Annotated in this window: 21 protein-coding genes and 1 pseudogene; 14 read left to right on the top strand and 8 right to left on the bottom strand. The window is 60.2% G+C overall.

Annotated elements, in window-relative coordinates; genetic code table 11:
- Positions 1–19 precede the first annotated feature (19 nt).
- From LUB09_RS11670 to dksA, 4 genes are all read right to left on the bottom strand, one after another.
- Positions 20–2,974, bottom strand: a complete 2,955-nt coding sequence (locus LUB09_RS11670) for a sensor histidine kinase (protein WP_231422629.1) — start codon at positions 2,972–2,974, stop codon at positions 20–22.
- On the bottom strand, positions 2,958–3,134 hold the full coding sequence (locus LUB09_RS11675; protein WP_003176118.1) for a hypothetical protein: 177 nt from the start codon (positions 3,132–3,134) through the stop codon (positions 2,958–2,960). Before LUB09_RS11675 ends, LUB09_RS11670 begins: the two co-directional genes overlap by 17 nt.
- Positions 3,135–3,196: 62 nt before the next feature.
- On the bottom strand, positions 3,197–4,084 hold the full coding sequence (gene gluQRS / locus LUB09_RS11680; RefSeq protein WP_231422630.1) for a tRNA glutamyl-Q(34) synthetase GluQRS: 888 nt from the start codon (positions 4,082–4,084) through the stop codon (positions 3,197–3,199).
- Positions 4,085–4,165: 81 nt separating this feature from the next.
- Entirely contained in the window at positions 4,166–4,609 is a 444-nt protein-coding gene (gene dksA, locus LUB09_RS11685; protein ID WP_003235002.1) for an RNA polymerase-binding protein DksA, read from the bottom strand.
- A gap of 318 nt (positions 4,610–4,927) precedes the next feature.
- Here dksA and LUB09_RS11690 point away from each other — a divergent pair, with 318 nt between their 5' ends.
- Both LUB09_RS11690 and sfsA read left to right on the top strand, forming a co-directional pair.
- The gene (locus tag LUB09_RS11690) at positions 4,928–6,100 is read left to right on the top strand and encodes a pyridoxal phosphate-dependent aminotransferase (protein ID WP_231422631.1); all 1,173 of its coding nucleotides are present in this window, start codon (positions 4,928–4,930) and stop codon (positions 6,098–6,100) included.
- A complete protein-coding gene (sfsA, locus tag LUB09_RS11695; RefSeq protein ID WP_209984870.1) occupies positions 6,100–6,813 on the top strand; it encodes a DNA/RNA nuclease SfsA in 714 nt (237 codons plus the stop codon). The genes LUB09_RS11690 and sfsA overlap by 1 nt, the downstream gene beginning before the upstream one ends.
- Here the strand turns inward: sfsA and LUB09_RS11700 are convergent.
- Complete coding sequence (locus tag LUB09_RS11700) at positions 6,810–7,127, bottom strand: Rieske (2Fe-2S) protein (protein WP_057008752.1); 318 nt, start codon at positions 7,125–7,127, stop codon at positions 6,810–6,812. The two genes, sfsA and LUB09_RS11700, sit on opposite strands and share 4 nt — an antisense overlap.
- 157 nt (positions 7,128–7,284) lie before the next feature.
- Between LUB09_RS11700 and LUB09_RS11705 the strand changes: the two genes are divergently transcribed.
- From LUB09_RS11705 to LUB09_RS11715, 3 genes and pseudogenes are all read left to right on the top strand, one after another.
- Positions 7,285–8,163 (top strand): heme/hemin ABC transporter substrate-binding protein, encoded by an 879-nt coding sequence (locus LUB09_RS11705; protein ID WP_231422632.1) that lies wholly within the window; start codon positions 7,285–7,287, stop codon positions 8,161–8,163.
- Entirely contained in the window at positions 8,160–9,197 is a 1,038-nt protein-coding gene (locus LUB09_RS11710; RefSeq protein ID WP_231422633.1) for a FecCD family ABC transporter permease, read from the top strand. The genes LUB09_RS11705 and LUB09_RS11710 overlap by 4 nt, the downstream gene beginning before the upstream one ends.
- Positions 9,198–9,244: 47 nt before the next feature.
- A pseudogene (locus LUB09_RS11715) lies at positions 9,245–9,964 on the top strand (heme ABC transporter ATP-binding protein); the annotation flags it as partial.
- 225 nt (positions 9,965–10,189) lie between these two features.
- Here the strand turns inward: LUB09_RS11715 and LUB09_RS11720 are convergent.
- The 3 genes from LUB09_RS11720 to LUB09_RS11730 all read right to left on the bottom strand — a co-directional run bounded on the left by LUB09_RS11720 (position 10,190) and on the right by LUB09_RS11730 (position 12,648).
- Positions 10,190–10,462 (bottom strand): TfoX/Sxy family protein, encoded by a 273-nt coding sequence (locus LUB09_RS11720; RefSeq protein WP_209984856.1) that lies wholly within the window; start codon positions 10,460–10,462, stop codon positions 10,190–10,192.
- Positions 10,463–10,655: 193 nt separating this feature from the next.
- A complete protein-coding gene (locus tag LUB09_RS11725; protein ID WP_209984853.1) occupies positions 10,656–11,000 on the bottom strand; it encodes a pentapeptide repeat-containing protein in 345 nt (114 codons plus the stop codon).
- A 91-nt stretch (positions 11,001–11,091) separates the two neighbouring features.
- Positions 11,092–12,648 carry a bifunctional aminoglycoside phosphotransferase/ATP-binding protein gene (locus tag LUB09_RS11730; protein WP_231422635.1) on the bottom strand — a complete coding sequence of 519 codons (1,557 nt, stop codon included), beginning with the start codon at positions 12,646–12,648 and terminating at the stop codon, positions 11,092–11,094.
- 119 nt (positions 12,649–12,767) lie between these two features.
- Here LUB09_RS11730 and mrcB point away from each other — a divergent pair, with 119 nt between their 5' ends.
- The 9 genes from mrcB (at position 12,768) to msrQ (ending at position 22,585) form a co-directional block, all read left to right on the top strand.
- On the top strand, positions 12,768–15,092 hold the full coding sequence (gene mrcB, locus LUB09_RS11735; protein WP_209984847.1) for a penicillin-binding protein 1B: 2,325 nt from the start codon (positions 12,768–12,770) through the stop codon (positions 15,090–15,092).
- Positions 15,093–15,109: 17 nt separating this feature from the next.
- Complete coding sequence (locus tag LUB09_RS11740; RefSeq protein WP_231422636.1) at positions 15,110–15,841, top strand: tetratricopeptide repeat protein; 732 nt, start codon at positions 15,110–15,112, stop codon at positions 15,839–15,841.
- Positions 15,841–16,170 (top strand): YqcC family protein, encoded by a 330-nt coding sequence (locus LUB09_RS11745; RefSeq protein ID WP_209984841.1) that lies wholly within the window; start codon positions 15,841–15,843, stop codon positions 16,168–16,170. Before LUB09_RS11740 ends, LUB09_RS11745 begins: the two co-directional genes overlap by 1 nt.
- A gap of 432 nt (positions 16,171–16,602) precedes the next feature.
- Positions 16,603–18,327, top strand: coding sequence for an acetolactate synthase 3 large subunit (locus LUB09_RS11750; RefSeq protein WP_231422637.1), 1,725 nt, complete (start codon positions 16,603–16,605; stop codon positions 18,325–18,327).
- Between the two features lie 2 nt (positions 18,328–18,329).
- Entirely contained in the window at positions 18,330–18,821 is a 492-nt protein-coding gene (gene ilvN / locus LUB09_RS11755; protein WP_003176102.1) for an acetolactate synthase small subunit, read from the top strand.
- Positions 18,822–18,868: 47 nt separating this feature from the next.
- Positions 18,869–19,885, top strand: coding sequence for a ketol-acid reductoisomerase (gene ilvC / locus LUB09_RS11760; RefSeq protein ID WP_003234988.1), 1,017 nt, complete (start codon positions 18,869–18,871; stop codon positions 19,883–19,885).
- Positions 19,886–20,030: 145 nt separating this feature from the next.
- The gene (pssA, locus tag LUB09_RS11765) at positions 20,031–20,888 is read left to right on the top strand and encodes a CDP-diacylglycerol--serine O-phosphatidyltransferase (RefSeq protein WP_003234985.1); all 858 of its coding nucleotides are present in this window, start codon (positions 20,031–20,033) and stop codon (positions 20,886–20,888) included.
- A gap of 63 nt (positions 20,889–20,951) precedes the next feature.
- Entirely contained in the window at positions 20,952–21,965 is a 1,014-nt protein-coding gene (msrP, locus tag LUB09_RS11770; RefSeq protein WP_209984822.1) for a protein-methionine-sulfoxide reductase catalytic subunit MsrP, read from the top strand.
- Entirely contained in the window at positions 21,965–22,585 is a 621-nt protein-coding gene (msrQ, locus tag LUB09_RS11775) for a protein-methionine-sulfoxide reductase heme-binding subunit MsrQ (protein WP_209984819.1), read from the top strand. Before msrP ends, msrQ begins: the two co-directional genes overlap by 1 nt.
- The last annotated feature ends 280 nt before the right edge of the window (positions 22,586–22,865 follow it).

Below are 22,865 nucleotides of genomic sequence, written 5' to 3' on the forward strand. Positions count from 1 at the left end.
TTCAATTCTCTCGACGGTCTCAGTTCACAGCGGACGTCGCTTCGACATGACGCGGCAAGGTCACCCGTATACGGGTGCCGCGTTGGCTTTCAAGGTCAGCCGGGCTGTCGATGGTGATTTGTCCATAATGCTCTTCAACGATGGAATAGACCAGCGCAAGGCCCAGACCGGTGCCTTCACCGGGGTCCTTGGTGGTGAAGAAAGGTTCGAACAATCGGTCCATGATGTTCTGTGGAATGCCGCTGCCTTCGTCCTCCACGATCAGGTCGACCGTATGCTCGAAAGCTTCGGTCTTGACCCGCACCGCGCCGCCGGCGGGCGTTGCATCGCGGGAGTTGGACAGCAGGTTGATCAATACCTGGGCCAAACGTTGTGAATCGCCGTCGACCCAGTGTTCCGGGTCGCACAGGTTAAAGAACTGTACCTCGAAATTGCGCCGGTTCAAGGCCAGCAGCCCAATGGCATCCTGGGCTACTTTGGCCAGGCACACCGCCTCGTCCTGATTCTGATGGGCGCCGGCATGGGCAAAGCTCATCAGCGACTGCACGATGCGCGACACGCGCTTGGTCTGCTCAAGGATCTGTCCGCTGATCTCGGTGATTTCGCCGTCTTCCTCACGCTCTTCGCGCAGGTTTTGCGCCAGGCACGCGATACCGGTAATCGGGTTGCCGATCTCGTGGGCCACGCCGGCGGCCAGACGCCCAATGCTGGCCAGGCGCTCGGAGTGCACCAGCTTGTCTTCCAGCATCTGGGTGTCGGTCAGGTCTTCCACCAGCAGCACCAGGCCGCTGTTGCCGGGGGCCAAGGGTTCGTCGATGGCAGCTTTGTGCAGGTTGAGCCAGCGGGTCTGGCCATCGAGCGCCAGGTGCTGCTTGTGCAAGTGCTCGTCGGGCAGGTTGATAAAACCCTGCAATAACGCTTTCCACGGATCGCCGAGCGTATTGAGGCGCGAGCCCACCACCCGTTGCGCGGCAATGCCGGTGAGTTCTTCCATGGCCTTGTTCCACATCAGGATTTCCTGATCCTTGGCCAGTGAGCACACGCCCATTGGCAATTCCTGCAAGGTCTGGCGGTGGTAACGGCGCAGTGCGTCGAGTTCGGCGGCAAGGCCGGTTAAACGCGAGTGGTAGTCCTCCAGCCTGCTCTCGATGAAGTGGATGTCTTCGGTCACGTAGTTTTCGCCGCCGGCCTTGTAGGGCAGGAAGGTTTCCACCATGTCCTGGGACACGCTGGGGCCCATCAGGCCGGACAGGTTGGCCTCGATACGGTCGCGCAGGCGGCGCAAGGCATAGGGGCGGCGTTCGTCGAAGGGCAGATAGAGGTCGCGCAACGCCTGTTCGACTTCCTTCTGCGCCGCCTTGGCACCCAGCGGCTTGGCCAATTGGGTGGCGAACTCCTGGGGCGAGGCCGCGTGCAATTCGCGGCGTTGCGGGCGGCGTACGTTGTCCACCGCGCAGGCTTCGGCGGCGCTGGTTTCTTCGGGGCTGGCATTGGTGAACAGCGAGATCAGCGTGAACATCAGCACGTTGGCCGCCAGCGAGGCAATCGCCGCCATGTGCCAGCTGGTGTCGTCGAGCACGTAGATCATGTTCAGCAGCGGGATGTAGAAACCCTGCAGGTTGCCGACCAGCGGCAGCAGCATGGTCACCACCCACACGAGGATGCCCGCCAGCAGCCCGGCGATAAAACCGCGACGATTGGCGGTCGGCCAGTACAGCACCGACAACACGCCCGGCAGGAACTGCAAGGTGGCGACGAAGGCAACGATGCCCAGGTTGGCCAGGTCCTGGCCGGCACCCAGCATCAGGTAGAAGCCATAACCGGCCATGATGATCGCGACGATCAGCGCGCGGCGCGTCCACTTGAGCCAGCGGTAGATATTGCCCTCGGCCGGTGGCTGGTACAGCGGCAGCACCAGGTGGTTGAGCGCCATGCCCGACAGCGCCAGGGTGGTGACAATGATCAGCCCGCTGGCCGCCGAGAGGCCGCCGACATACGCCAATAACGCCAGTGCCGGGCTGTTGGCGGCGATGCCGATGCCGAGGGTGAAGTATTCCGGGTTGGTGGTGGCCCCAAGCTTGAGGCCGGCCCACAGGATCAGCGGCACCGCCAGGCTCATCAGCAGCAAGAACAGCGGCAGGCCCCAGCTGGCGCTGACCAGCGAGCGCGGGTTGAGGTTTTCGGTGAAGGTCATGTGGTACATGTGCGGCATCACAATCGCCGAGGCGAAGAACACCAGCAGCAGCGTGCGCCACGGGCCTTCCTGCAGCGGCGTGTGCAGGGCGGCGAGGGCGGTCTGGTTTTGCAGCAGCCACAGTTCCAGCTGTTGCGGGCCGTCGAATACGCCGTAGAGCGCGTACAGGCCGACACCGCCGATGGCGATCAGCTTGATCACCGACTCGAAGGCAATCGCAAACACCAGGCCTTCATGTTTCTCGCGGGTGGCGATATGCCGTGAGCCGAAGAAAATCGTGAACAGCGTGATCAGCGCACAGAAGGCGAGGGCCACGCGGTGCTGCACCGGCTCGCGGGTGAGAATGCTGATGGAGTCGGCTACCGCCTGGATCTGCAGGGCCAGCAAAGGCAGCACGCCGATCAGCATGAAGATGGTGGTGAGCGCGCCGGCCCAGGTGCTGCGAAAGCGGAAGGCGAACAGGTCGGCCAGGGACGACAGCTGGTAGGTGCGGGTGATTTTCAGGATCGGGTACAGCAGCACCGGCGCCAGCAAAAAAGCCCCGGACACCCCCAGGTAGCTGGAGAGAAACCCGTAGCCGTACTGGTAGGCCAGGCCGACGGTGCCGTAGAACGCCCAGGCGCTGGCATACACGCCCAGGGACAAGGTGTAGGTCAACGGATGGCGAATAATCGCCCGCGGAATCATTCCGCGCTCACTGATCCAGGCGACGGCGAACAGCGCGGCCAGGTAGGCGGCGCTGATCAGCAGCATCTGGGTGAGGCTAAAGCTCATCGGCATCTTTTTGGCTCTGCAGGATGAAAGTCACGACGATCAGGATCAGCCACAGCAGATAAGGGCGATACCAGGCGCCCGTGGCGTCGATCCACCAATCCATGATGGCGGGGGAAAACAGGTAAATCCCGACGACCAGCAGCAGGACCAATCGATAGATGTACATGTTGGCCTCTGATTAAAAAACTGTCGCGATGGTAACGGATGCCGGGCCGGCTGCAAGCGCCTTCAACTCAATTGCGCTTCGGCCAGGGTGAGCGTGCGCGGGATCAGCAGCGGATCCCAGTGCCGGATGCCCCAATCCAGCAGTTCCCGTGGGCTGGCGTGAAGCAGTTCGTCACCGGGTTGCTGGCCGAGGGCGCGCAAGGCGCGCAGCAGCAGCGGCGTTGCCTGGTCTTGCGTCAGCGGCGGTGAACGGTAGGATTTACCCAGCTTGTTGCCGTCCGGCTGCACGATCAGCGGCACATGCAGGTAGCGCGGTTGGCGCAGGCCCAGCAGTTCCTGCAGGTACAGCTGGCGCGGCGTGGAATCGAGCAGGTCGGCGCCGCGCACGATGTCGGTCACCCCCTGCCAGGCATCGTCGAGCACCACCGCCAGTTGATAGGCGTACAGACCGTCGCGGCGGCGGATGACGAAATCGCCAGCCTCGCGGCCCAGGTGCTGTCGGAATTCGCCTTGAACGCGGTCGGTAAAATGGTAGGCAAGCTCGGGCACGCGCAGGCGGATCGCGGCGTCCTGCTGGTCGTGCCCGGCATTGCGGCACAGGCCGGGGTAAATCCCGTTGTAGGGTTCCAGCTGTTTGCGTGAGCAGGTGCACGCGTACGCCAGGCCATGGTTGAACAGGTCGTTCAGCACCTTGGCGTAGGCTTCGTGCCGCTCGCTTTGTCGGACCAACTCGCCATCCCATTCGAAGCCATAGCTTTCCAGCGCGTGCAGGATCGCGGCCTGGGCGCCAGGTTCTTCGCGGGGAGGGTCGAGGTCTTCCATGCGCATCAGCCAGCGACCATGGTTGGCGCGGGCGTCGAGGTAGGAGGCGAGGGCGGCGACCAGGGAGCCGAAATGCAAGTGGCCGCTGGGCGTGGGGGCGAAACGCCCTATATAGGTAGAGGCTGTCATGGGCCGGATACTACTGGAAACAGGAACGCCAGATACACAAATGGGGCGTTTGCACGCCCCATTCGTTCAGTTCGGCAGCAATTACTTGCCGACCTGTTTTTCCTTGATTTCAGCCAAGGTCTTGCAGTCTACGCACAGGTCCGCGGTTGGGCGGGCTTCCAGACGGCGAATACCGATCTCGACGCCGCAGGATTCGCACCAGCCGTATTCCTCGTCCTTGATCAGTTGCAACGTTTTGTCGATCTTTTTGATCAGCTTGCGCTCGCGATCACGGGCGCGCAGCTCCAGAGCGAACTCTTCTTCCTGGCTGGCACGGTCGGCCGGGTCAGGGAAGTTGGCTGCTTCGTCCTTCATGTGGTCAACGGTACGGTCAACCTCCTGCATCAAGTCCTGTTTCCATTTGTTCAGGATCTTGGTGAAGTGCTCGCGCATGGGCTCGCCCATGTACTCCTCGCCCTTTTTTTCCACATAAGGGTCGAAGCCGCCGAGGCCTTGAGTCTGCTGTTGCTTTGCTTGGGTGGACATGAATAGACCGCCTCTCACTCTTCTAATCCATTGCGCAGGATTGCAACGTCACCGACACCTGCCGGCCCTGCGGCTGCAAGCGGGCGAACTTACCAGATAGATTCGGGGTGCGCCACTCCCGGTTGTCGAGGCATCTCGACAGGGCTGCCAACCGCTGCAGCCCGCCATGGTAAGGCGTGGAGCGCCTCGAAGGTTGATTTTAGTCGTTTTGCTGGCACGTGCTGGCCCATCTTGGGTGGCCGAACAGGCAATAGAGCATGTATTAACGCAAGGGTTCGGTAGAATCCTGACTTTGTTCTCACGCTTGAAGGAAGGCTAATGGCCCAGCCCTACAGTGCGCGCAGCCGCGCCATCGAACCGTTTCATGTCATGGCGTTGCTGGCGCGAGCCAATGAGCTGCAGGCGGCGGGCCTGGATGTGATTCACCTGGAGATCGGCGAGCCGGATTTCACCACTGCCGAGCCCATCATCCAGGCCGGCCAGGCCGCGCTGGCCAATGGCAAGACACGCTATACCGCCGCCCGTGGGTTGCCCGAGTTGCGTGAGGCCATCAGCGGGTTTTATCAGCAGCGCTACGGATTGAACGTAGACCCTGAGCGCATTCTGATTACGCCCGGTGGCTCCGGCGCCTTGTTATTGGCCAGCAGCTTGCTGGTCGATCCTGGCAAGCACTGGCTGTTGGCGGACCCCGGCTACCCCTGCAATCGACACTTTCTGCGCCTGGTGGAGGGTGCCGCTCAACTGGTGCCGGTTGGGCCGGACGTGCGTTATCAACTGAACGCCGAGCTGGTGGCCAAACACTGGGACCAGGACAGCGTAGGTGCCCTCGTCGCATCGCCGGCCAACCCGACCGGCACCCTGCTCACGCGGGATGAGCTGGCCGGGCTGTCCAGTGCGATCAAGGCGCGCAATGGGCACCTGGTGGTGGATGAGATCTATCACGGCCTGACCTACGGCACCGATGCCGCCAGCGTGCTGGAAGTTGATGATGAAGCATTTGTCCTGAATAGTTTTTCCAAGTATTTCGGGATGACCGGCTGGCGCCTCGGTTGGCTGGTGGCGCCGCCCGATGCGGTGGCGGATTTGGAGAAGCTGGCACAAAACCTCTACATCAGCGCGCCGAGCATGGCCCAGCACGCTGCGCTTGCGTGCTTTACCCCACAGACCCTGAGCATTCTGGAAGCGCGTCGCGCCGAGTTCGGCCGCCGCCGTGATTTCCTGCTGCCGGCCCTGCGCGAACTTGGCTTTGGTATCGCGGTGGAGCCGGAAGGGGCGTTCTATTTGTACGCCGATATCAGCGCATTCGGCGGCGATGCCTTTGCGTTCTGTCGGCATTTCCTCGAGACCGAACACGTGGCATTTACGCCCGGACTGGATTTCGGCCGCTACCAGGCCGGTCATCATGTGCGTTTTGCCTACACGCAAAACCTCGATCGCCTGCAGGAGGCGGTGGAGCGCATCGCCCGTGGCTTGCGGAGCTGGCAAGGCTGATGCGCTTTTATCCTCCCCTTGAAGAAGCGCGGCTGATTCGCCGCTACAAGCGTTTTCTCACCGATATCGAGACCGTTACCGGCGAGTTACTCACTATTCACTGCCCGAACACCGGTTCGATGCTCAACTGCATGGTCGAGGGTGGGCAGGTCTGGTTCAGCCGCTCCGATGACCCCAAGCGCAAGTTGCCCGGCACCTGGGAAATCGCCGAAACACCTCAGGGCCGGCTGGCGTGCGTGAATACGGCGCGTGCCAATCAATTGGTCGAGGAAGCGCTGCACGCCGGGGTGATCAGCGAGCTCAACGGGTTTACCGCGCTGAAGCGAGAGGTGCCGTACGGTCAGGAGAAAAGCCGGATCGACTTTCGCCTGGAGTATCCGGAGGGGGCGGCGTATGTCGAAGTCAAAAGCGTCACCTTGGGCTTTGACGGTTCGGCGGTAGCGGCGTTTCCCGACGCGGTGACCCAGCGTGGCGCGAAGCACTTGCGCGAACTGGCACACCTGGCGCGCAGCGGGGTGCGTGCGGTGCAACTGTATTGCGTGAATCTTTCCGGGATCGAAGCGGTGCGGCCTGCCGTGGAAATCGACGCCGGCTATGCTGGCGCCCTGCGTGAGGCCAAGGCGGCGGGCGTCGAGGTGCTGGCCTACGGGGTGCGGGTGACGCACGAAGAAATCGTGGTGGACCGCAGACTCCAGGTGCTGCTCGGCGATTAGAGTTGCACCCACAGGCCGTGTTCGTCTTCGCGGCCGGGCAGCGCTGTGAGGCTTTGACCTGCACAAGGCCCGGCGATGCACTCGCCACTTTCGATGAGGAATAATGCACCGTGGGTGGCGCACTGGATCAGGCTGGCGCTCTCGTCGAGGAAGCGATCAGGCTGCCATTCCAGCGGGATGCCGCGATGAGGGCAGCGGTTGATATAGAAGTAGGCGATGCCATCGCGGCGCACGGCCAACAGCTTGCAACCGTCTATTTCAAAACCGAGGCTGCTGTCGGGTGCGAGGGTATCGGAGGGGCAGACGAACTTCATTTCAATTCTCAAGTGCCTTGACGTCCAAATGAAAACAATTATCAAATGCCGGCTTCGTCCGTCAGTTGATCTTGCGCTCAGTACGATGCCCGGCAGTGGTTATCTGTCACATCAACGAGTGCCGGAGCGGCTTCGTCCCTTGGAAGGAAACCCTGTTATGCGCCTGTGTACCAGCGCTATCGCGCTTGTTGTCGGACTGCTGGTCAACCCCGGGGCGCACGCCTCGGAACTGCCACAACGCTGGGTGAGTGCCGGTGGCGCGCTGACCGAGTGGGTGGCCGCCCTGGGTGGCGAGTCGACGCTGGTGGGGGTGGACACTACCAGTCAGCATCCCGAGTCGGTCAAGGCGCTGCCCAGTATCGGTTATCAGCGGCAATTGTCGGCTGAAGGCATTCTGAGCTTGCGCCCGCAGGTACTCATCGGCACCGAAGAAATGGGCCCGCCGCCGGTACTGGCGCAGGTACGCGGCGCGGGTGTGCAAGTGGAGATGTTCTCCGCGCAGGCGGATTTGCCAACCCTCAAGGGCAACCTTGAGCATTTGGGCAAGTTGCTGGGCAATGAGGCCAAGGCTCGCCAATTGTTTAGCGGATACGAGCAGGCACTGAATCAGCAGAAAAGCGCGGTCGTCAAGGCGCAGACCACGCAACAGGCGCCAGGTGTATTGCTGCTGCTCGGCCACGCGGGGGGCAAGCCGCTGATCGCCGGCAAGGACACGGCGGCGGATTGGCTGTTGCAACAGGCGGGCGGGCATAACCTGGCGACCCACACCGGTTACAAGCCGTTCTCGGCCGAGTCGCTGGCGGGTTTGAGTCCGGATGTACTGGTGTTTGCCGATCGGGCCCTGACCGGCGAGGCGGCGCGTGCGGCGTTGTTCAAGGAAAATCCGATCCTGGCCGCAACGCCTGCCGCCAAAAATGGCCGCGTGGTTGAACTGGACCCAACCCTGTTGGTGGGCGGGCTCGGACCGCGTCTGCCGCAAAGCCTGGTGAAACTGTCTGCCGGGTTTTATCCGTCTCAGGCTGAATCCGCCCCATGACGACATTGGTCAGACCCAAGACCCTGTTTATTGGCTTGGCATTGTTATGTGTCCTGGCGATCTGGCTTTCGTTGGCCCTGGGCCCTGTCAGCCTGCCGTTGCTGGATACGCTCAGGGCCGCTTTGCGTTTGATGGGCTTGCCGATTGACCCTCAAGGGTTGGAGCAGGCGGAGCTGATCCTTGGGCAGATCCGTTTGCCGCGCACCTTGCTGGGCCTGGCGGTCGGTGGCGTGCTGGCCTTGTCGGGCGTGGCGATGCAGGGTTTGTTTCGCAACCCGTTGGCCGATCCCGGGTTGGTGGGTGTGTCCAGCGGTGCTGCGCTGGGCACGGCGGTCGCGATTGTTGGCGGTTCGTTGTTCGGCGGCTTGCCGGATGCGGTCGGCCCTTATCTTTTGTCGTTGTGTGCATTCCTCGGCGGTTTGGGCGTGACGGCGCTGGTTTACCGTCTGGGCCGGCGAAACGGGCAGACCCATGTGGCGACTATGCTGCTGGCCGGCATCGCCCTGACCGCGTTGGCCGGTTCTGCGGTAGGCCTGTTCACTTATCTGGCGGACGACGCCACCTTGCGCACCTTGACCTTCTGGAACCTGGGGAGCCTGAACGGCGCCAGTTATTCTCGGTTGTGGCCTTTATTGCTGGTGAGCGCGGCGGTGGCGCTGTGGCTGCCGCGCCGCGCGAAGGCGTTGAATGCGCTGTTGCTGGGCGAGTCCGAGGCTGGGCACCTGGGTATTGATGTCGAAGGGCTCAAGCGTGAACTGGTGTTTTGTACGGCGCTCGGCGTAGGCGCGGCGGTGGCGGCGGCGGGGATGATCGGGTTTGTCGGGTTGGTGGTGCCCCATCTGGTGCGATTGCTGGCCGGTCCCGACCATCGGGTGTTGCTACCCGCCTCGATATTGGCGGGTGCGAGTCTGCTGTTGTTTGCCGATCTGGTGGCTCGCCTGGCGCTGGCACCGGCTGAATTGCCGATCGGGATTGTGACGGCGTTTATCGGCGCGCCGTTTTTTCTTTATCTCTTGTTGCGGGGTCGCGCCTGATGCTGCGAGTAGAGGCGCTGCAGGTTCGTCGGGGTCGCACAACCGTATTGGCGAATGTCACCCTGGCGCTGTTGCCGGGTGAGGTGCTCGGTGTACTGGGCCCGAATGGCGCCGGCAAAAGTACCTTGCTCGGTGCATTGTGCGGTGAGTTGCAGCCCGACCAGGGCAGGGTGTGGCTGGACCAGCAGGAGTTGAAGCACTGGAGCGGCGCGCAACGCGCCCAGCGCCTGGCCGTGCTGCCCCAGTCCTCGACCCTGGATTTTGCCTTTCGCGTCGAAGAGGTGGTTGGCATGGGGCGCCTGCCCCATCAAACCGGGCGATTACGTGATGATGAAATCATTGAGGCCGCGTTGCAGGCGGCGGATGTCGGGCACTTGATCGGTCGCAGCTACCTCTCGCTGTCCGGCGGCGAGCGTCAGCGTGTGCACCTGGCGCGGGTTTTGGCGCAGTTATGGCCGGGTGAGACGGGGCAGACGCTGCTGTTGGACGAGCCGACATCAATGCTTGACCCACTGCACCAGCACACTGTCTTGCAGGCGATACGCACTTTTGCCGATCAAGGCGCGGCAGTGCTGGTGATTCTGCATGACTTGAACCTGGCCGCACGTTATTGCGACCGAATTCTGCTGCTGGAAAAGGGACGTCCTCATGCGTTGGACACGCCGGCGCAGGTCTTGCGGCCCGGCCCGCTCAAAGCCGTATTTGGCCTTGATGTGTTGGTGCAGCCGCACCCGGAACGTGGACATCCGCTGATAATCGCTCGCTAGCAGGACTTTCTTACGGGCAAAAAAAGACCCGGCAAGAGCCGGGTCAAATAACCGTGATTAGCCTGATGAGGAGATAATCTGAGAGTCCGAACCAATGGTCTTTCAGTTATCGGCTGATCTCGCGACCAGTTGTGATAATCATAACGATTCTCATTTGAGAGTCAACAGCTGATTTTGAACGACGCTGTGTTTTCCTCAAACGCTTGTTCGAAACAGCCCCGCGACTTAATTCTTCTGGCGCGCTGCAATGGCGTCCAGCTGGCGATTCAACGCTTCCTTGCGTTCGGCAGGGATGTCATTCCAGTGAACATTCAGCAACGCCCCCTCAATGGCATATAACAACACTTTCGAGGCACGGAAGCCGCGCGTGCGCACGGCGCGGTATGCGTCGACCGCGCCCAGGCGGCGCAGGTCGGAGGCACTGTGGATGCCCACCGCATGCAGCCATTGCGCCGACGTCTTGCCAAGATTTTTCAGGAGTTGCAGCTCATCGTTCATCAAGCCTCCTTGCGACGGCCGAATGGTGCGGTGGGTATCGTGACCAGGCAAGCCTGAAAAGGAGTGTAGCGCTCAGCAGGAAAAGCGTGATTCTTTACGAAGAAACGGCCAAATGCTTATAAGAATGGCGCGAAAATTTTGACGGCAGCGTCCGTGCCACGCGTCCTGCGTGGCCGGGCGTAATAAAAGGGCGTTATCTGGTGCGATAGCGCAGGCGCGTTCCGAAGTTGACCGACATAAGGATCTCATCGGCAGTCAATTGCGGCGGAAAGTAAGTCCCGGAGATCTGCGCGTGGGCCAGGCTTGCACCTTCCAATGGGCAATCGCGCAGATCCAGGCCGCGCAAATCAGCGGAGCGGAAATACGCGTCAGTGAAATCCACACCCGCGGCGTCCAGTTCACGCAGGTCCAGCCCACGGAAATCGCCACCGCGCATGTCGATCACGCCGTCTTTGGGGCGTTCCTGATTGAAGCCGCGAATATCGTCTTTATGCAAAAGCGAGTAGAGCGGGGTATCGAGAAGCTTCGGCTGACTCATGATGGCATACCAGCTGGAGGTAGTAAGCCATTATAGTGCCACTATTTCTGGGTCGTGCGACGAAGCCGACGACACGACCAAGAAACTTTTCTTACAGGCCCGGCAAGCGCTGACGAATATGCGCAACCAACGCATCCAGCGTGCCGCTTTCATTGGTTTCTACCCGTTGGCTGAGGATCAACTCCTCGGCTGTCAGCGGATCGCGATTGGCGTGCTGTTCGCCGATAACCGCCAGCGTAGCGTCGGAAGGATCGCTCTTATCTGCCTGACGCTGCGCCAACCAGTTGGCGATAACCGCTTGCGGTGCGTTGCAATCCAGAATCAGAAACGGCGCGCCTGTGGCTTCGGCGACCTTGGCGGCGGCTTCGCGCTGCTCGCGTTTCAGAAAGGTAGCGTCCAGCACCACCGGGAAGCCGGCGCGCAGCACGGTGTCGGCGATTTCGTTCAGGCGCGCGTAGGTTTTCGCGCTGGCATCTACCGCATAAATGCCCGCCTGTGGCGCGTTTTCAACCTGCTGCTCACCAAACAGACGCTTGCGCTCCACGTCCGAACGCAGGCGCACGGCGCCCAGCGCTTCGACCAGACGCATGCTGACGGTGCTCTTGCCCACCGCCGACACACCGTGGGTAATCGCCAGGAAGCGCGACGGAATGGTGCTGTAGCTCTCCGCCAGGTTGGCGTAGTTGCGGTACTGGCGCAGCGTGGTGGCGCGTTGCACCGCGCTTGCTTCGCTCGGCATGCTGAACAGCGCGACCTTGGCGCGTACCAACGCGCGGTAAGCCTTGTAGAAATTCAGCACTTCCAGGCCCTGATAGTCGCCCGTCAGTTCCAGGTACTGGCTGATAAAGCGCCGTGCCAGCGACTTGAGCCCACGGTCTTCCAAGTCCATGGCCAGGAAGCCGGTGTCGGCGTACACGTCGGTGAAACGAAACGGCTCGTTGAATTCGATGCAGTCGAAAATCACCACCTGGCCATCAATCACGGTGGCGTTGCCCAAGTGGATATCACCGTGACACTCACGGGTAAAACCCTCGGACTTGCGCCGGGCCAGCAGTGGCTTGAGGCGATCGAAGCTGCTTTCAGCCCAGGCTTGCAGCGCTTCGAGCTGCAGAAGGTCGGCCTTGTCGCTGAGGAAGGGACGAATTTGTTCGAAGTTCTGCCGCACTGGCGCCATCACTTCGTCCGGCGTGCCGGCCGCATGCTCCTGTGGGACTTTTGGCGCGGTGAGGTGAAAGTGCGCGATCTGCCTGGCCATCTCGTCGATGTGTGCACTGGTCAGCTCACCATTGGCCTGCAAGGTGCTGAGCATCTGGCTTTGCGGGAACTGGCGCATTTTCAGCGCGTATTCGATCACCGGTCCGTCGCCGCCCAGCTGTGGAGATTCGGCAGTGCCGGTAATTGGCAACACCTCAAGATACAAATCTTTGGTCAGGCGCTGGTTGAGGCGCAATTCTTCATTGCAGAAGTGACCGCGCTTTTCCAGATCGGTGAAATCCAGGAAGCCGAAGTTCATCGGTTTCTTCAATTTATAGGCGTAGGGGCCGGTGAGGATGACCCAGGAAATATGGGTCTCAATGACGTGGAACGCTTCAACCGGATGCGGGTACAACGCCGGGTTTTGCAGGGCAGCGATCAGGGACTGGCTCACGGGCGATCCTTCAGAGTCTGGAAAAATTCATGGCGGGCATTATGGCCGCTACGGGCGGTCGTGCAAACCGCTGTCCGGCTCATGTTGATCATCAAATAAAGTGCGTATAATCCGCCGCCATGACTCGATCCCGATCTCCCCGTTCCCGTAAAAAACCTCCTTCCCGTGGCCTGCGCCCATGGCTTGGCTGGGCGCTCAAGCTCGGCCTCGTGGGCCTGGTAGTGCTCGCCGGCTTCGCGGTGTACCTCGATGCGGTGGTGCAGGAGAAATTCTCCGGCAAGCGCTGGACCATTCCGGCCAAGGTCTACGCCCGCCCGCTGGAGCTGTTTACCGGCCAGAAGCTGAGCAAGGACGACTTCCTCACCGAACTCGATGCTTTGGGCTATCGCCGCGAGCCCGTGAGCAATGGCCCGGGTTCTGCGGCTGTCAGCGGCAATACCGTGGACTTGAACACGCGCGGCTTCCAGTTCTATGAAGGGCTGGAAAAAGCCCAGCCGGTTCGCGTGCGGTTTTCCGGTGACTACGTGGCCGAGCTGTCGTCGCTCAACGGCTCGAAGCTGCCGGTGGTGCGCCTTGAACCGCTGATGATCGGTGGGATTTATCCTAAAAACCTGGAAGACCGCATCCTGATCAAGCTCGATCAGGTGCCGCCTTATCTGTTGGAAACCCTGGTCGCCGTGGAAGACCGCGATTTCTACAGCCACTGGGGCGTGTCGCCGAAGTCGATTGCGCGTGCCATCTGGGTCAACACATCCGGCGGCAAGATGACTCAGGGCGGCAGTACGCTGACGCAACAATTGGTCAAGAACTTCTACCTCACCAGTGAGCGCAGCCTGACCCGCAAGCTCACCGAAGCCATGATGGCCATGCTGCTGGAGCTGCACTACAGCAAGCAGGAGATTCTCGAGGCGTATCTCAACGAGGTCTTCGTCGGCCAGGATGGCCAGCGCGCGGTGCACGGTTTCGGTCTGGCCAGCCAGTTCTTCTTTGGCCAACCGCTGTCCGAGTTGAAGCTGCATCAAGTCGCGTTGCTGGTGGGCATGGTCAAGGGGCCGTCCTACTACAACCCGCGGCGCAACCCGGAGCGCGCGCTGGAGCGTCGCAACCTGGTCTTGGATGTGCTTGAACAGCAGGGCGTCGCTACCGCTGAACAGGTCGCCGCAGCGAAGAAAATGCCTCTGGGTGTGACGACTCGCGGCAAGCTGGCGGACAGCTCCTTCCCGGGCTTTATCGACCTGGTCAAACGCCAGCTGCGTGAAGACTACCGCGACGAAGACTTGACCGAAGAGGGCCTGCGCATCTTCACCAGTTTTGACCCGATTCTGCAGATGAAAGCCGAGGCGTCCGTCAACGACACCTTCAAGCGTCTTACCGGGCGTAAAGGTTCCGATGAAGTGGAAGCGGCCATGGTCGTGACCAACCCGGAAACCGGTGAAGTTCAGGCCATGATCGGCAGCCGTCAGGCCAGTTTTGCCGGCTTCAACCGCGCACTGGATGCGGTGCGGCCGATTGGCTCGCTGGTCAAGCCGGCGGTCTACCTCACTGCGTTGGAAAAACCGAGCAAATACACCCTCACCAGTTGGCTCTCCGATGATCCGTTATCGGTCAAGGGGGCTGATGGCCAGGTGTGGACGCCGCAGAACTTTGATCGACGCTCCCATGGCACGGTGTTCCTTTATCAAGGGCTCGCGCATTCCTACAATATCTCGACCTCGCGGCTGGGCCTCGAAGTGGGCGTGCCGAATGTGCTCAAAACGCTGGCGCGGCTGGGTATCACTCGCGAATTCCCGGCGTTCCCGTCGATCCTGCTGGGGGCGGGTGCGATGACGCCGATGGAAGTCGCGACCATGTACCAGACCCTTGCCAACGGGGGCTTCAACACGCCGATGCGCGGGATTCGCAGCGTGCTCACGGCCGACGGTGAGCCGCTCAAGCGTTACCCGTTCCAGATTCAGCAGCGCTTCGATGCGGGCTCCATTTACCTCATCCAGAACGCCATGCAACGCGTGATGCGTGAAGGTACGGGTAGCTCGGTCTATAAAGTCCTGCCATCGAACCTCACACTGGCGGGCAAGACCGGTACCAGTAACGATTCGCGTGACAGCTGGTTCGCCGGCTTCGGCCAGGATGTGCTGGCGGTGGTGTGGCTGGGCCGCGACGACAACGGCAAGACGCCGTTCACCGGCGCGACCGGTGCGCTGCAGGTGTGGACCAGTTTCATGCGCAAGGCCGATCCGCTGCCGCTGAATATGCCGCAGCCGGACAACATCGTGCAGGCCTGGATTGATCCGCACAGTGGGCAAGGTTCTGATGCCAACTGTCCGGGTGCGGTGCAGATGCCGTATATTCGCGGCAGCGAGCCACCACCCGGTCCCGCATGCGGTGGCAGTGCGCCTGCGGATGCGGATTCGGTGATGGATTGGGTCAAGGGCTGGATGCATTAAGCAAACGAGGGTTTCAAGTGAACAAGTTGTGGATTCCAGCTATTACCGTCCTGGCCTTGCTGGGCGGTTGCTCCAGCGTGCAGCGCGGCTCGATTCCCGTGGTGGATGCGAGCAGCAGCGCTTCCAGCAATGACCGGATCTCGGCCAATGGCGGGTTCCGCCAGACCGTGACCAACCGCCCGGCGCAGGCCAAACCTCAGGCAATGCCTCAGGATTCCGGCGTGGTGGTGATGGTGCCGGGCAGCGGCGCCGCCACTGCGGCGCCGATCAGTGCCGAACCGTGGACACCCGGTCCGAGCAGCTCCGCACCGATCGACACCGCGCCGGTTCAGGCGGCACCGATCAATCAGGGGTCGTACAGCATGCCTTCGTCGCCCAGCGGCGTTCCGTCCTCCTCCGGCGGTGGCTTGTCTGCTGACGAACAACTGGATGGTCCGGTACTGGCCTTGCTCACCACCGCCCAGCAACAGCAGGCTGGTGGCGATTTGAACGGCGCATCCTCAAGCCTTGAACGTGCCCAGCGTGTGGCGCCGCGTGAACCGCAAGTGCTGTATCGCCTGGCGCAAGTGCGCATGGCCCAGGGCGATGCGCCGCAAGCCGAACAGTTCGCCCGTCGTGGGCTGAGTCTGGCCAACGGTCGTCCCGACCTGCAAGCCAGCCTGTGGGCCTTGATCGGTGATGCGCGTGCGGCCCAGGGCGACGCCGCCGGCGCTGCCCAGGCCCGCCAGAAAGCCAAGGTCAGCCTCTGATGGATGGGCGTTTTCCAGCGATTGCCGAACAGTTATTGCTGATTGAGCGCGAGTTGCGTGTGCAAGGCTGGTGGGATGAGCAATCCCCCAGCATGGAGGCGCTCAGCAGTGTCGAGCCTTTCTCGGTCGACACCCTGGACTTTCACCAGTGGCTGCAGTGGATCTTCCTGGTACGCATGAAGCAGATTCTTGAACAGGATCTGCCATTGCCCAACGCTTCAGGGATCCTGGAGATGGCCGAGATGGTTTATGCCGATCGGCCACGGGAAAGCCTTGGATTGCGCAATGCGCTGAAAAAGTTCGACCAATTGATCGTCGACGCTCGTTAATTGCCTGGCTGTCGGGTTTTTCGGCAGTCTTGCGCATATTTCTACCGCTTGACGACATTCAGGCGAGTTTTATCCCTCATCAAACGCCTTTCTTCTGCGTTCTCATGCGCTTAGTTGGAAAAAAGCGCAATTATTGCTTGACTTGAACGGCCTGAAACAGAAGAATCCAAAGTCCGCTGTATCGGGACTGCCAGAAGCAGGCCCGCTCGGCAGATCATGAGGCGCATATCCGCGCCGACCTGTTACACCCGCAACGCGTTACCTCGCGCTGGGTGGGAAAATCCCGCAACACTTGGGACGATCCCAATACTTGCTCAGTCAGTGCTGACGTAGTCGGCGACCACCGTCGCTCATGCTCTGTTGAGAAGTAAACCTATTAAGACCCGTCGGTTTTTCAACGGACGGTATTCTGGCGTTTTAGAGGTGAACAACGTGGAGCTTTTATCTGGCGGTGAGATGCTCGTCCGCTTTTTGCGTGACGAAGGCGTCGACTATATCTACGGGTACCCAGGTGGTGCTCTGCTTCATGTTTATGACGCACTGTTCAAGGAACCGGCTGTTACCCACATCCTGGTTCGCCACGAACAGGCCGCGACCCATATGGCTGACGGTTATGCCCGTGCCACCGGTAAAGCCGGCGTGGTCCTGGTAACGTCCGGCCCAGGCGCAACCAATGCCATCACCGGCATCGCGACTGCGTATATGGACTCCATTCCGATGGTGATCATCTCCGGCCAGGTGGCCAGCACCCTGGTGGGCACCGACGCATTCCAGGAAACCGACATGATCGGTATCTCCCGGCCGATCGTGAAACACAGCTTCATGATCAAGCACGCGTCGGAGATCCCGGAAGTCATGAAGAAGGCGTTCTACCTCGCACAGTCCGGTCGCCCGGGCCCTGTGGTGGTCGATATCCCGAAAGACATGACCAATCCGGCTGAAAAATTCGAATACATCTTTCCGAAGAAAGCCAAGCTGCGTTCCTACAGCCCGGCCGTGCGTGGGCACTCGGGGCAGATCCGCAAGGCGGCAGAAATGCTCCTGGCGGCCAAGCGCCCTGTGCTTTATTCCGGTGGTGGCGTGATTCTGGGCGGCGGCTCCGCGCAGTTGACTGAGCTGGCCAGGCTGCTCAACCTGCCGGTGACCAACACCCTGATGGGCCTCGGCGCCTTCCCGGGCACCGACCGTCAGTTCGTCGGTATGCTCGGCATGCACGGCAGCTACACCGCCAACCAGGCCATGCACCACGCTGACGTGATCCTGGCCGTGGGCGCGCGGTTCGATGACCGGGTGATCAACGGCGCGAGCAAATTCTGCCCAAATGCCAAGATCATCCATATCGACATCGATCCGGCATCCATCTCCAAGACCATCAAGGCCGACGTGCCGATCGTGGGACCTGTGGAGAGCGTATTGACCGAAATGGTCGCTGCACTCAAGGATATTGGCGAAACGCCGAACAAGGAATCCGTCGCCAGTTGGTGGAAGCAGATCGACGAGTGGCGCGGTGATCGCGGCCTGTTCCCTTACAACAAGGGCGACGGCAGCATCATCAAACCGCAAACCGTGATCGAAACCCTGTGCGAAGTGACCAAGGGCGATGCCTATGTAACCTCCGACGTGGGCCAGCATCAGATGTTCGCGGCGCAGTACTACACCTTCGACAAGCCCAACCGCTGGATCAACTCCGGTGGCCTGGGCACGATGGGTTTTGGTTTTCCTGCGGCCATGGGCGTGAAACTGAGCTTCCCGGATGCCGACGTCGCCTGCGTCACCGGCGAGGGCAGCATCCAGATGAACATTCAGGAATTGTCGACATGCCTGCAGTACGGCCTGCCGGTGAAGATCGTCTGCCTGAACAACGGCGTGCTGGGTATGGTTCGTCAGTGGCAGGACATGAGCTACGGCAGCCGTCACTCCCATTCCTACATGGAATCGTTGCCGGATTTCGTCAAGTTGGTTGAAGCCTATGGCCACGTCGGCATGCGCATCACCGATCTGAAAGATCTGAAGCCGAAGATGGAAGAGGCATTCGCCATGAAGGACCGCCTGGTGTTCCTCGATATTCAAGTGGACACCAGTGAGCACGTCTATCCGATGCAGATCAAAGACGGCTCCATGCGCGACATGTGGCTGAACAAGACGGAGCGTACTTAATTATGCGGCACATCATCTCCCTGCTTCTGGAGAACGAACCCGGCGCTCTGTCTCGTGTTGTCGGCCTGTTTTCGCAACGCAACTACAACATCGAAAGCCTGACCGTGGCACCGACCGAAGACCCGACGCTGTCGCGCCTGACGTTGACTACTGTTGGCCACGATGAGGTGATCGAGCAGATCACCAAGAACCTCAACAAGCTGATCGAAGTGGTCAAGCTGGTCGACCTGTCTGAAAGTGCCCATATCGAGCGCGAGCTGATGCTGGTCAAGGTCAAGGCTACGGGGGCCCAACGTGCCGAGATCAAGCGGACCACCGACATTTATCGCGGGCAGATCGTCGATGTGAGCGCCAGCGTTTATACCGTTCAACTGACCGGTACCAGCGACAAGCTGGACAGCTTCATCCAGTCGATCGGGACGGCCTCGATTCTGGAAACCGTACGCAGTGGTGTCACCGGGATTGCCCGTGGCGACAAAGTACTCAGCATCTAACCCAAATTAGCGAATGGCCTTACGGCCTGGATATATAGAGGAACCTCATGAAAGTTTATTACGATAAAGATTGTGACCTGTCGATCATCCAGGGCAAGAAAGTCGCCATCATCGGCTACGGTTCCCAGGGGCACGCGCAAGCTTGCAACCTCAAGGACTCCGGCGTTGACGTCACCGTCGGCCTGCGCAAAGGCTCGGCTACCGTTGCCAAGGCTGAGGCCCACGGCCTGAAAGTGACCGACGTGGCTTCCGCTGTGGCAGCTGCCGACGTGGTCATGATCCTGACCCCGGACGAGTTCCAGTCCGCGCTGTACAAGAATGAAATCGAGCCGAACATCAAAAAGGGCGCCACCCTGGCCTTCTCCCACGGCTTTGCGATTCATTACAACCAGGTTGTGCCGCGTGCCGACCTCGACGTGATCATGATCGCGCCGAAAGCACCGGGCCACACCGTGCGTTCTGAATTCGTCAAAGGCGGCGGTATCCCTGACCTGATCGCGATCTATCAGGACGCATCCGGCAACGCCAAAAACGTTGCGCTGTCCTACGCCTCCGGCGTGGGTGGCGGTCGTACCGGCATCATCGAAACCACCTTCAAGGACGAGACCGAAACCGACCTGTTCGGCGAACAGGCCGTGCTGTGCGGCGGCACCGTCGAGCTGGTCAAAGCCGGTTTCGAAACCCTGGTTGAAGCGGGCTACGCGCCGGAAATGGCCTACTTCGAATGCCTGCACGAACTGAAGCTGATCGTTGACCTCATGTACGAAGGCGGTATCGCCAACATGAACTACTCGATCTCCAACAACGCCGAATACGGCGAGTACGTGACTGGCCCGGAAGTGATCAACGCCGAGTCCCGTCAGGCGATGCGCAACGCTCTGAAACGTATTCAGGACGGCGAATACGCCAAGATGTTCATCAGCGAAGGTGCTACCGGCTACCCTTCGATGACCGCCAAGCGTCGCAACAACGCCGCTCACGGTATCGAAGTCATCGGCGAGCAACTGCGCTCCATGATGCCGTGGATCGGTGCCAACAAGATCGTCGACAAAGCCAAGAACTAAGTCGTACGTATCAAGGGAAAACGCGGCCTAGGCCGCGTTTTTTCGTTTGGGAGGCGTGTTCTGGTATAAAGCTGCATCGTTTGCGGGCGAACACTCGCCGCAAGTATTTGTCGAATTTTTTTCACACCGTTGCAAGGTAAAGTCCATGAGCGAACGTCCCGAAGAGCCAAACCAGGCTTACGACGCCGAAAGCATGCTGCCCATCGATGAACATGTCGAAGAAGGGCATGACGCTGAAGGCCGCAAGGTCCGGCATCGTGGCATCTATCTGCTGCCGAACCTGTTCACCACGGCGAACCTGTTTGCCGGCTTCTATTCCATCATCAATTCCATGAGTGCCCAGAGCGCGCTGGCGGCAGGTGACGCGGCAAGTGCCAGCAAGTATTTCGGTTTTGCCGCCATCGCCATTTTCGTGGCCATGGTGCTGGACGGCCTTGATGGTCGTGTAGCGCGAATGACCAATACCCAGAGTGCCTTCGGCGCCGAGTACGACTCGCTGTCGGACATGGTTGCCTTTGGTGTGGCGCCCGCGCTGCTGGCATTTGCCTGGGCGCTGGGTGACATGGGCAAGGTGGGCTGGATGGTTGCCTTCATCTATGTGGCAGGCGCCGCGTTGCGCCTGGCGCGTTTCAATACGCAAGTCGGTACTGCCGACAAGCGCTACTTCATCGGCCTCGCCAGCCCGGCAGCTGCCGGCGTGGTTGCGGGGATTGTCTGGGCATTCAGTGACTACGGCATCCAGGGTTCGAAAATGTCGTTCCTGGTGGCGCTGATGGTAGCGGCTGCCGGGATGCTGATGGTCAGCAACATCAAGTACAACAGCTTCAAGGAGTTTGACCTCAAGGGTCGGGTGCCTTTCGTGGCCATTCTGGTAGTGGTGCTGGTGTTTGCAGTGGTATTCAGCGATCCGCCGCGCATCTTGCTGCTGGCTTTCCTGGTCTACGCGGCTTCCGGGCCGGTTCAGTATCTGCTGCATATGCGTCGGGACAAAACATTGTCTTAATGTAATTTCCCCCATACTCCGCAGTCTATTGGTGCATCTGTCCTCCAATGCTGCGGAGTTGCCATGTTAATCAAACTGCCTAAAGCGTCCGATTGCCACGAATCGGATGTCACGCCTGAATCCTTTTACCTCTCTCGCCGCAGCATACTTGGCGGTGCGCTTGCCGGTATGGCTGCAGCCAGCCTGCCGCGTTGGGCGAGTGCCGAGGACGCGGCCCGCTATGCCGATGTCGAGCCGGGCAGGGCGCCGAGTTGGTTCACCGAAAAGTTGCCTGGTACGCAATGGAATGCGGTCACCGTCAAGGACGAGGCCATCACACCGTTCAAGGACGCGACCCATTACAACAATTTCTATGAGTTCGGTACCGATAAGGGTGACCCGGCGAATAACGCGGGTTCACTCAAGACCGAACCCTGGAGTGTGGTGATCGATGGTGAAGTCGGCAAGCCAGGGCGCTATGCTCTGGAAGACTTCATGAAGCCCTATCAGTTGGAAGAGCGAATCTACCGTCTGCGCTGCGTTGAGGCGTGGTCGATGGTCATTCCCTGGATCGGTTTTCCAATTTCGGCCTTGCTCAAGCAGGTCGAGCCTACGTCCAAGGCCAAGTACATTCGTTTCGAAACCCTTCAAGATCCAAAAAGCATGCCTGGGCAGCGCTCGAATTTCGGCCTGATCGACTGGCCCTATGTAGAAGGGTTGCGCCTGGATGAGGCGATGAACCCGCTGGCGATTCTTGCCGTCGGCATGTATGGGCGTGAGTTGCCCAATCAGAATGGTGCGCCTTTGCGCTTGGTGGTGCCGTGGAAGTATGGCTTCAAGAGTGTGAAGTCCATTGTGCGTATCAGTCTGGTGAGTGAGCAGCCTAAGACGACTTGGCAGAGTATCGCGGCCGATGAGTACGGCTTTTATGCGAACGTGAACCCTACGGTTGACCATCCACGCTGGACACAGGCCCGGGAGCGGCGGTTGCCGAGTGGCCTGTTCAGCCCGAATGTTCGGGAGACTCAGATGTTCAACGGCTATGGGGATGAGGTCGCTTCTCTATATACCGGTCTGGATTTGCGGAAGAACTACTGATGCGCTATCCCATCTGGCGCATCGGCGTCTTTATTGCAGCGGGTGTATGGCCGTTGTTCTGGCTCTATGAGGCGTGGAGTTCTGCGCTCGGTCCGGATCCGGGCAAAGTCCTGGTTGATCGGCTTGGCCTGGGCACCTTGATTCTGTTGCTGATCACCCTGTGCATGACGCCGCTGCAAAAACTGAGTGGCTGGGCGGGGTGGATAGCCGTGCGCCGGCAATTGGGGTTGTGGTGTTTCGCTTACGTGGTGCTGCACCTGGCAGCTTATTGCGTTTTCGTGCTGGGGTTGGATTGGTCGCAGCTGGGCGTTGAGTTGCGCAAGCGGCCATACATTATTGTTGGAGCGTTGGGCTTTCTGTGTTTGCTGGTGCTTGCGGTCACGTCGAATCGCTATAGCCAGCGGCGACTGGGTAGTCGTTGGAAGAGGCTGCACCGGCTTGTGTATGGCGTTCTCGGGCTTGGGTTGCTGCACATGTTATGGATCGTACGAGCGGATCTGAAGGAGTGGGCGATCTATGCCTCTATAGGCGCGTTGCTTCTGGTACTGCGAATTCCGCCTGTGATGCGCCGTATTCCCCGGCTTATTGCAAAAAAACCAGCTTCTGCAACAAAAGTGTAATTAGTGCTTGACGGCAGATTCTGGAAGTCTATAATTCGCCCCACTTCCGGCGCAGTCGAAACGGAAAACTCCTTGGTAAACAAGTAGTTATGCAAGATTCGACAGCGAGTTGCTTCAGTTGATCGAAGTCCAGAAGAAGTTGATAGTGCGGTGTTGTTTGGCGCTATTAACGTTTCGATCTTCTCGGTCGAAAGCGGAGAAAAAGAGGTGTTGACAGCAGCGTGTAACGCTGTAGAATTCGCCTCCCGCTGACGAGAGATCGGAAGCGCAAGTGGTTGAA

The organism is Pseudomonas sp. Leaf59 (assembly GCF_920984685.1).
GTDB lineage: Bacteria > Pseudomonadota > Gammaproteobacteria > Pseudomonadales > Pseudomonadaceae > Aquipseudomonas.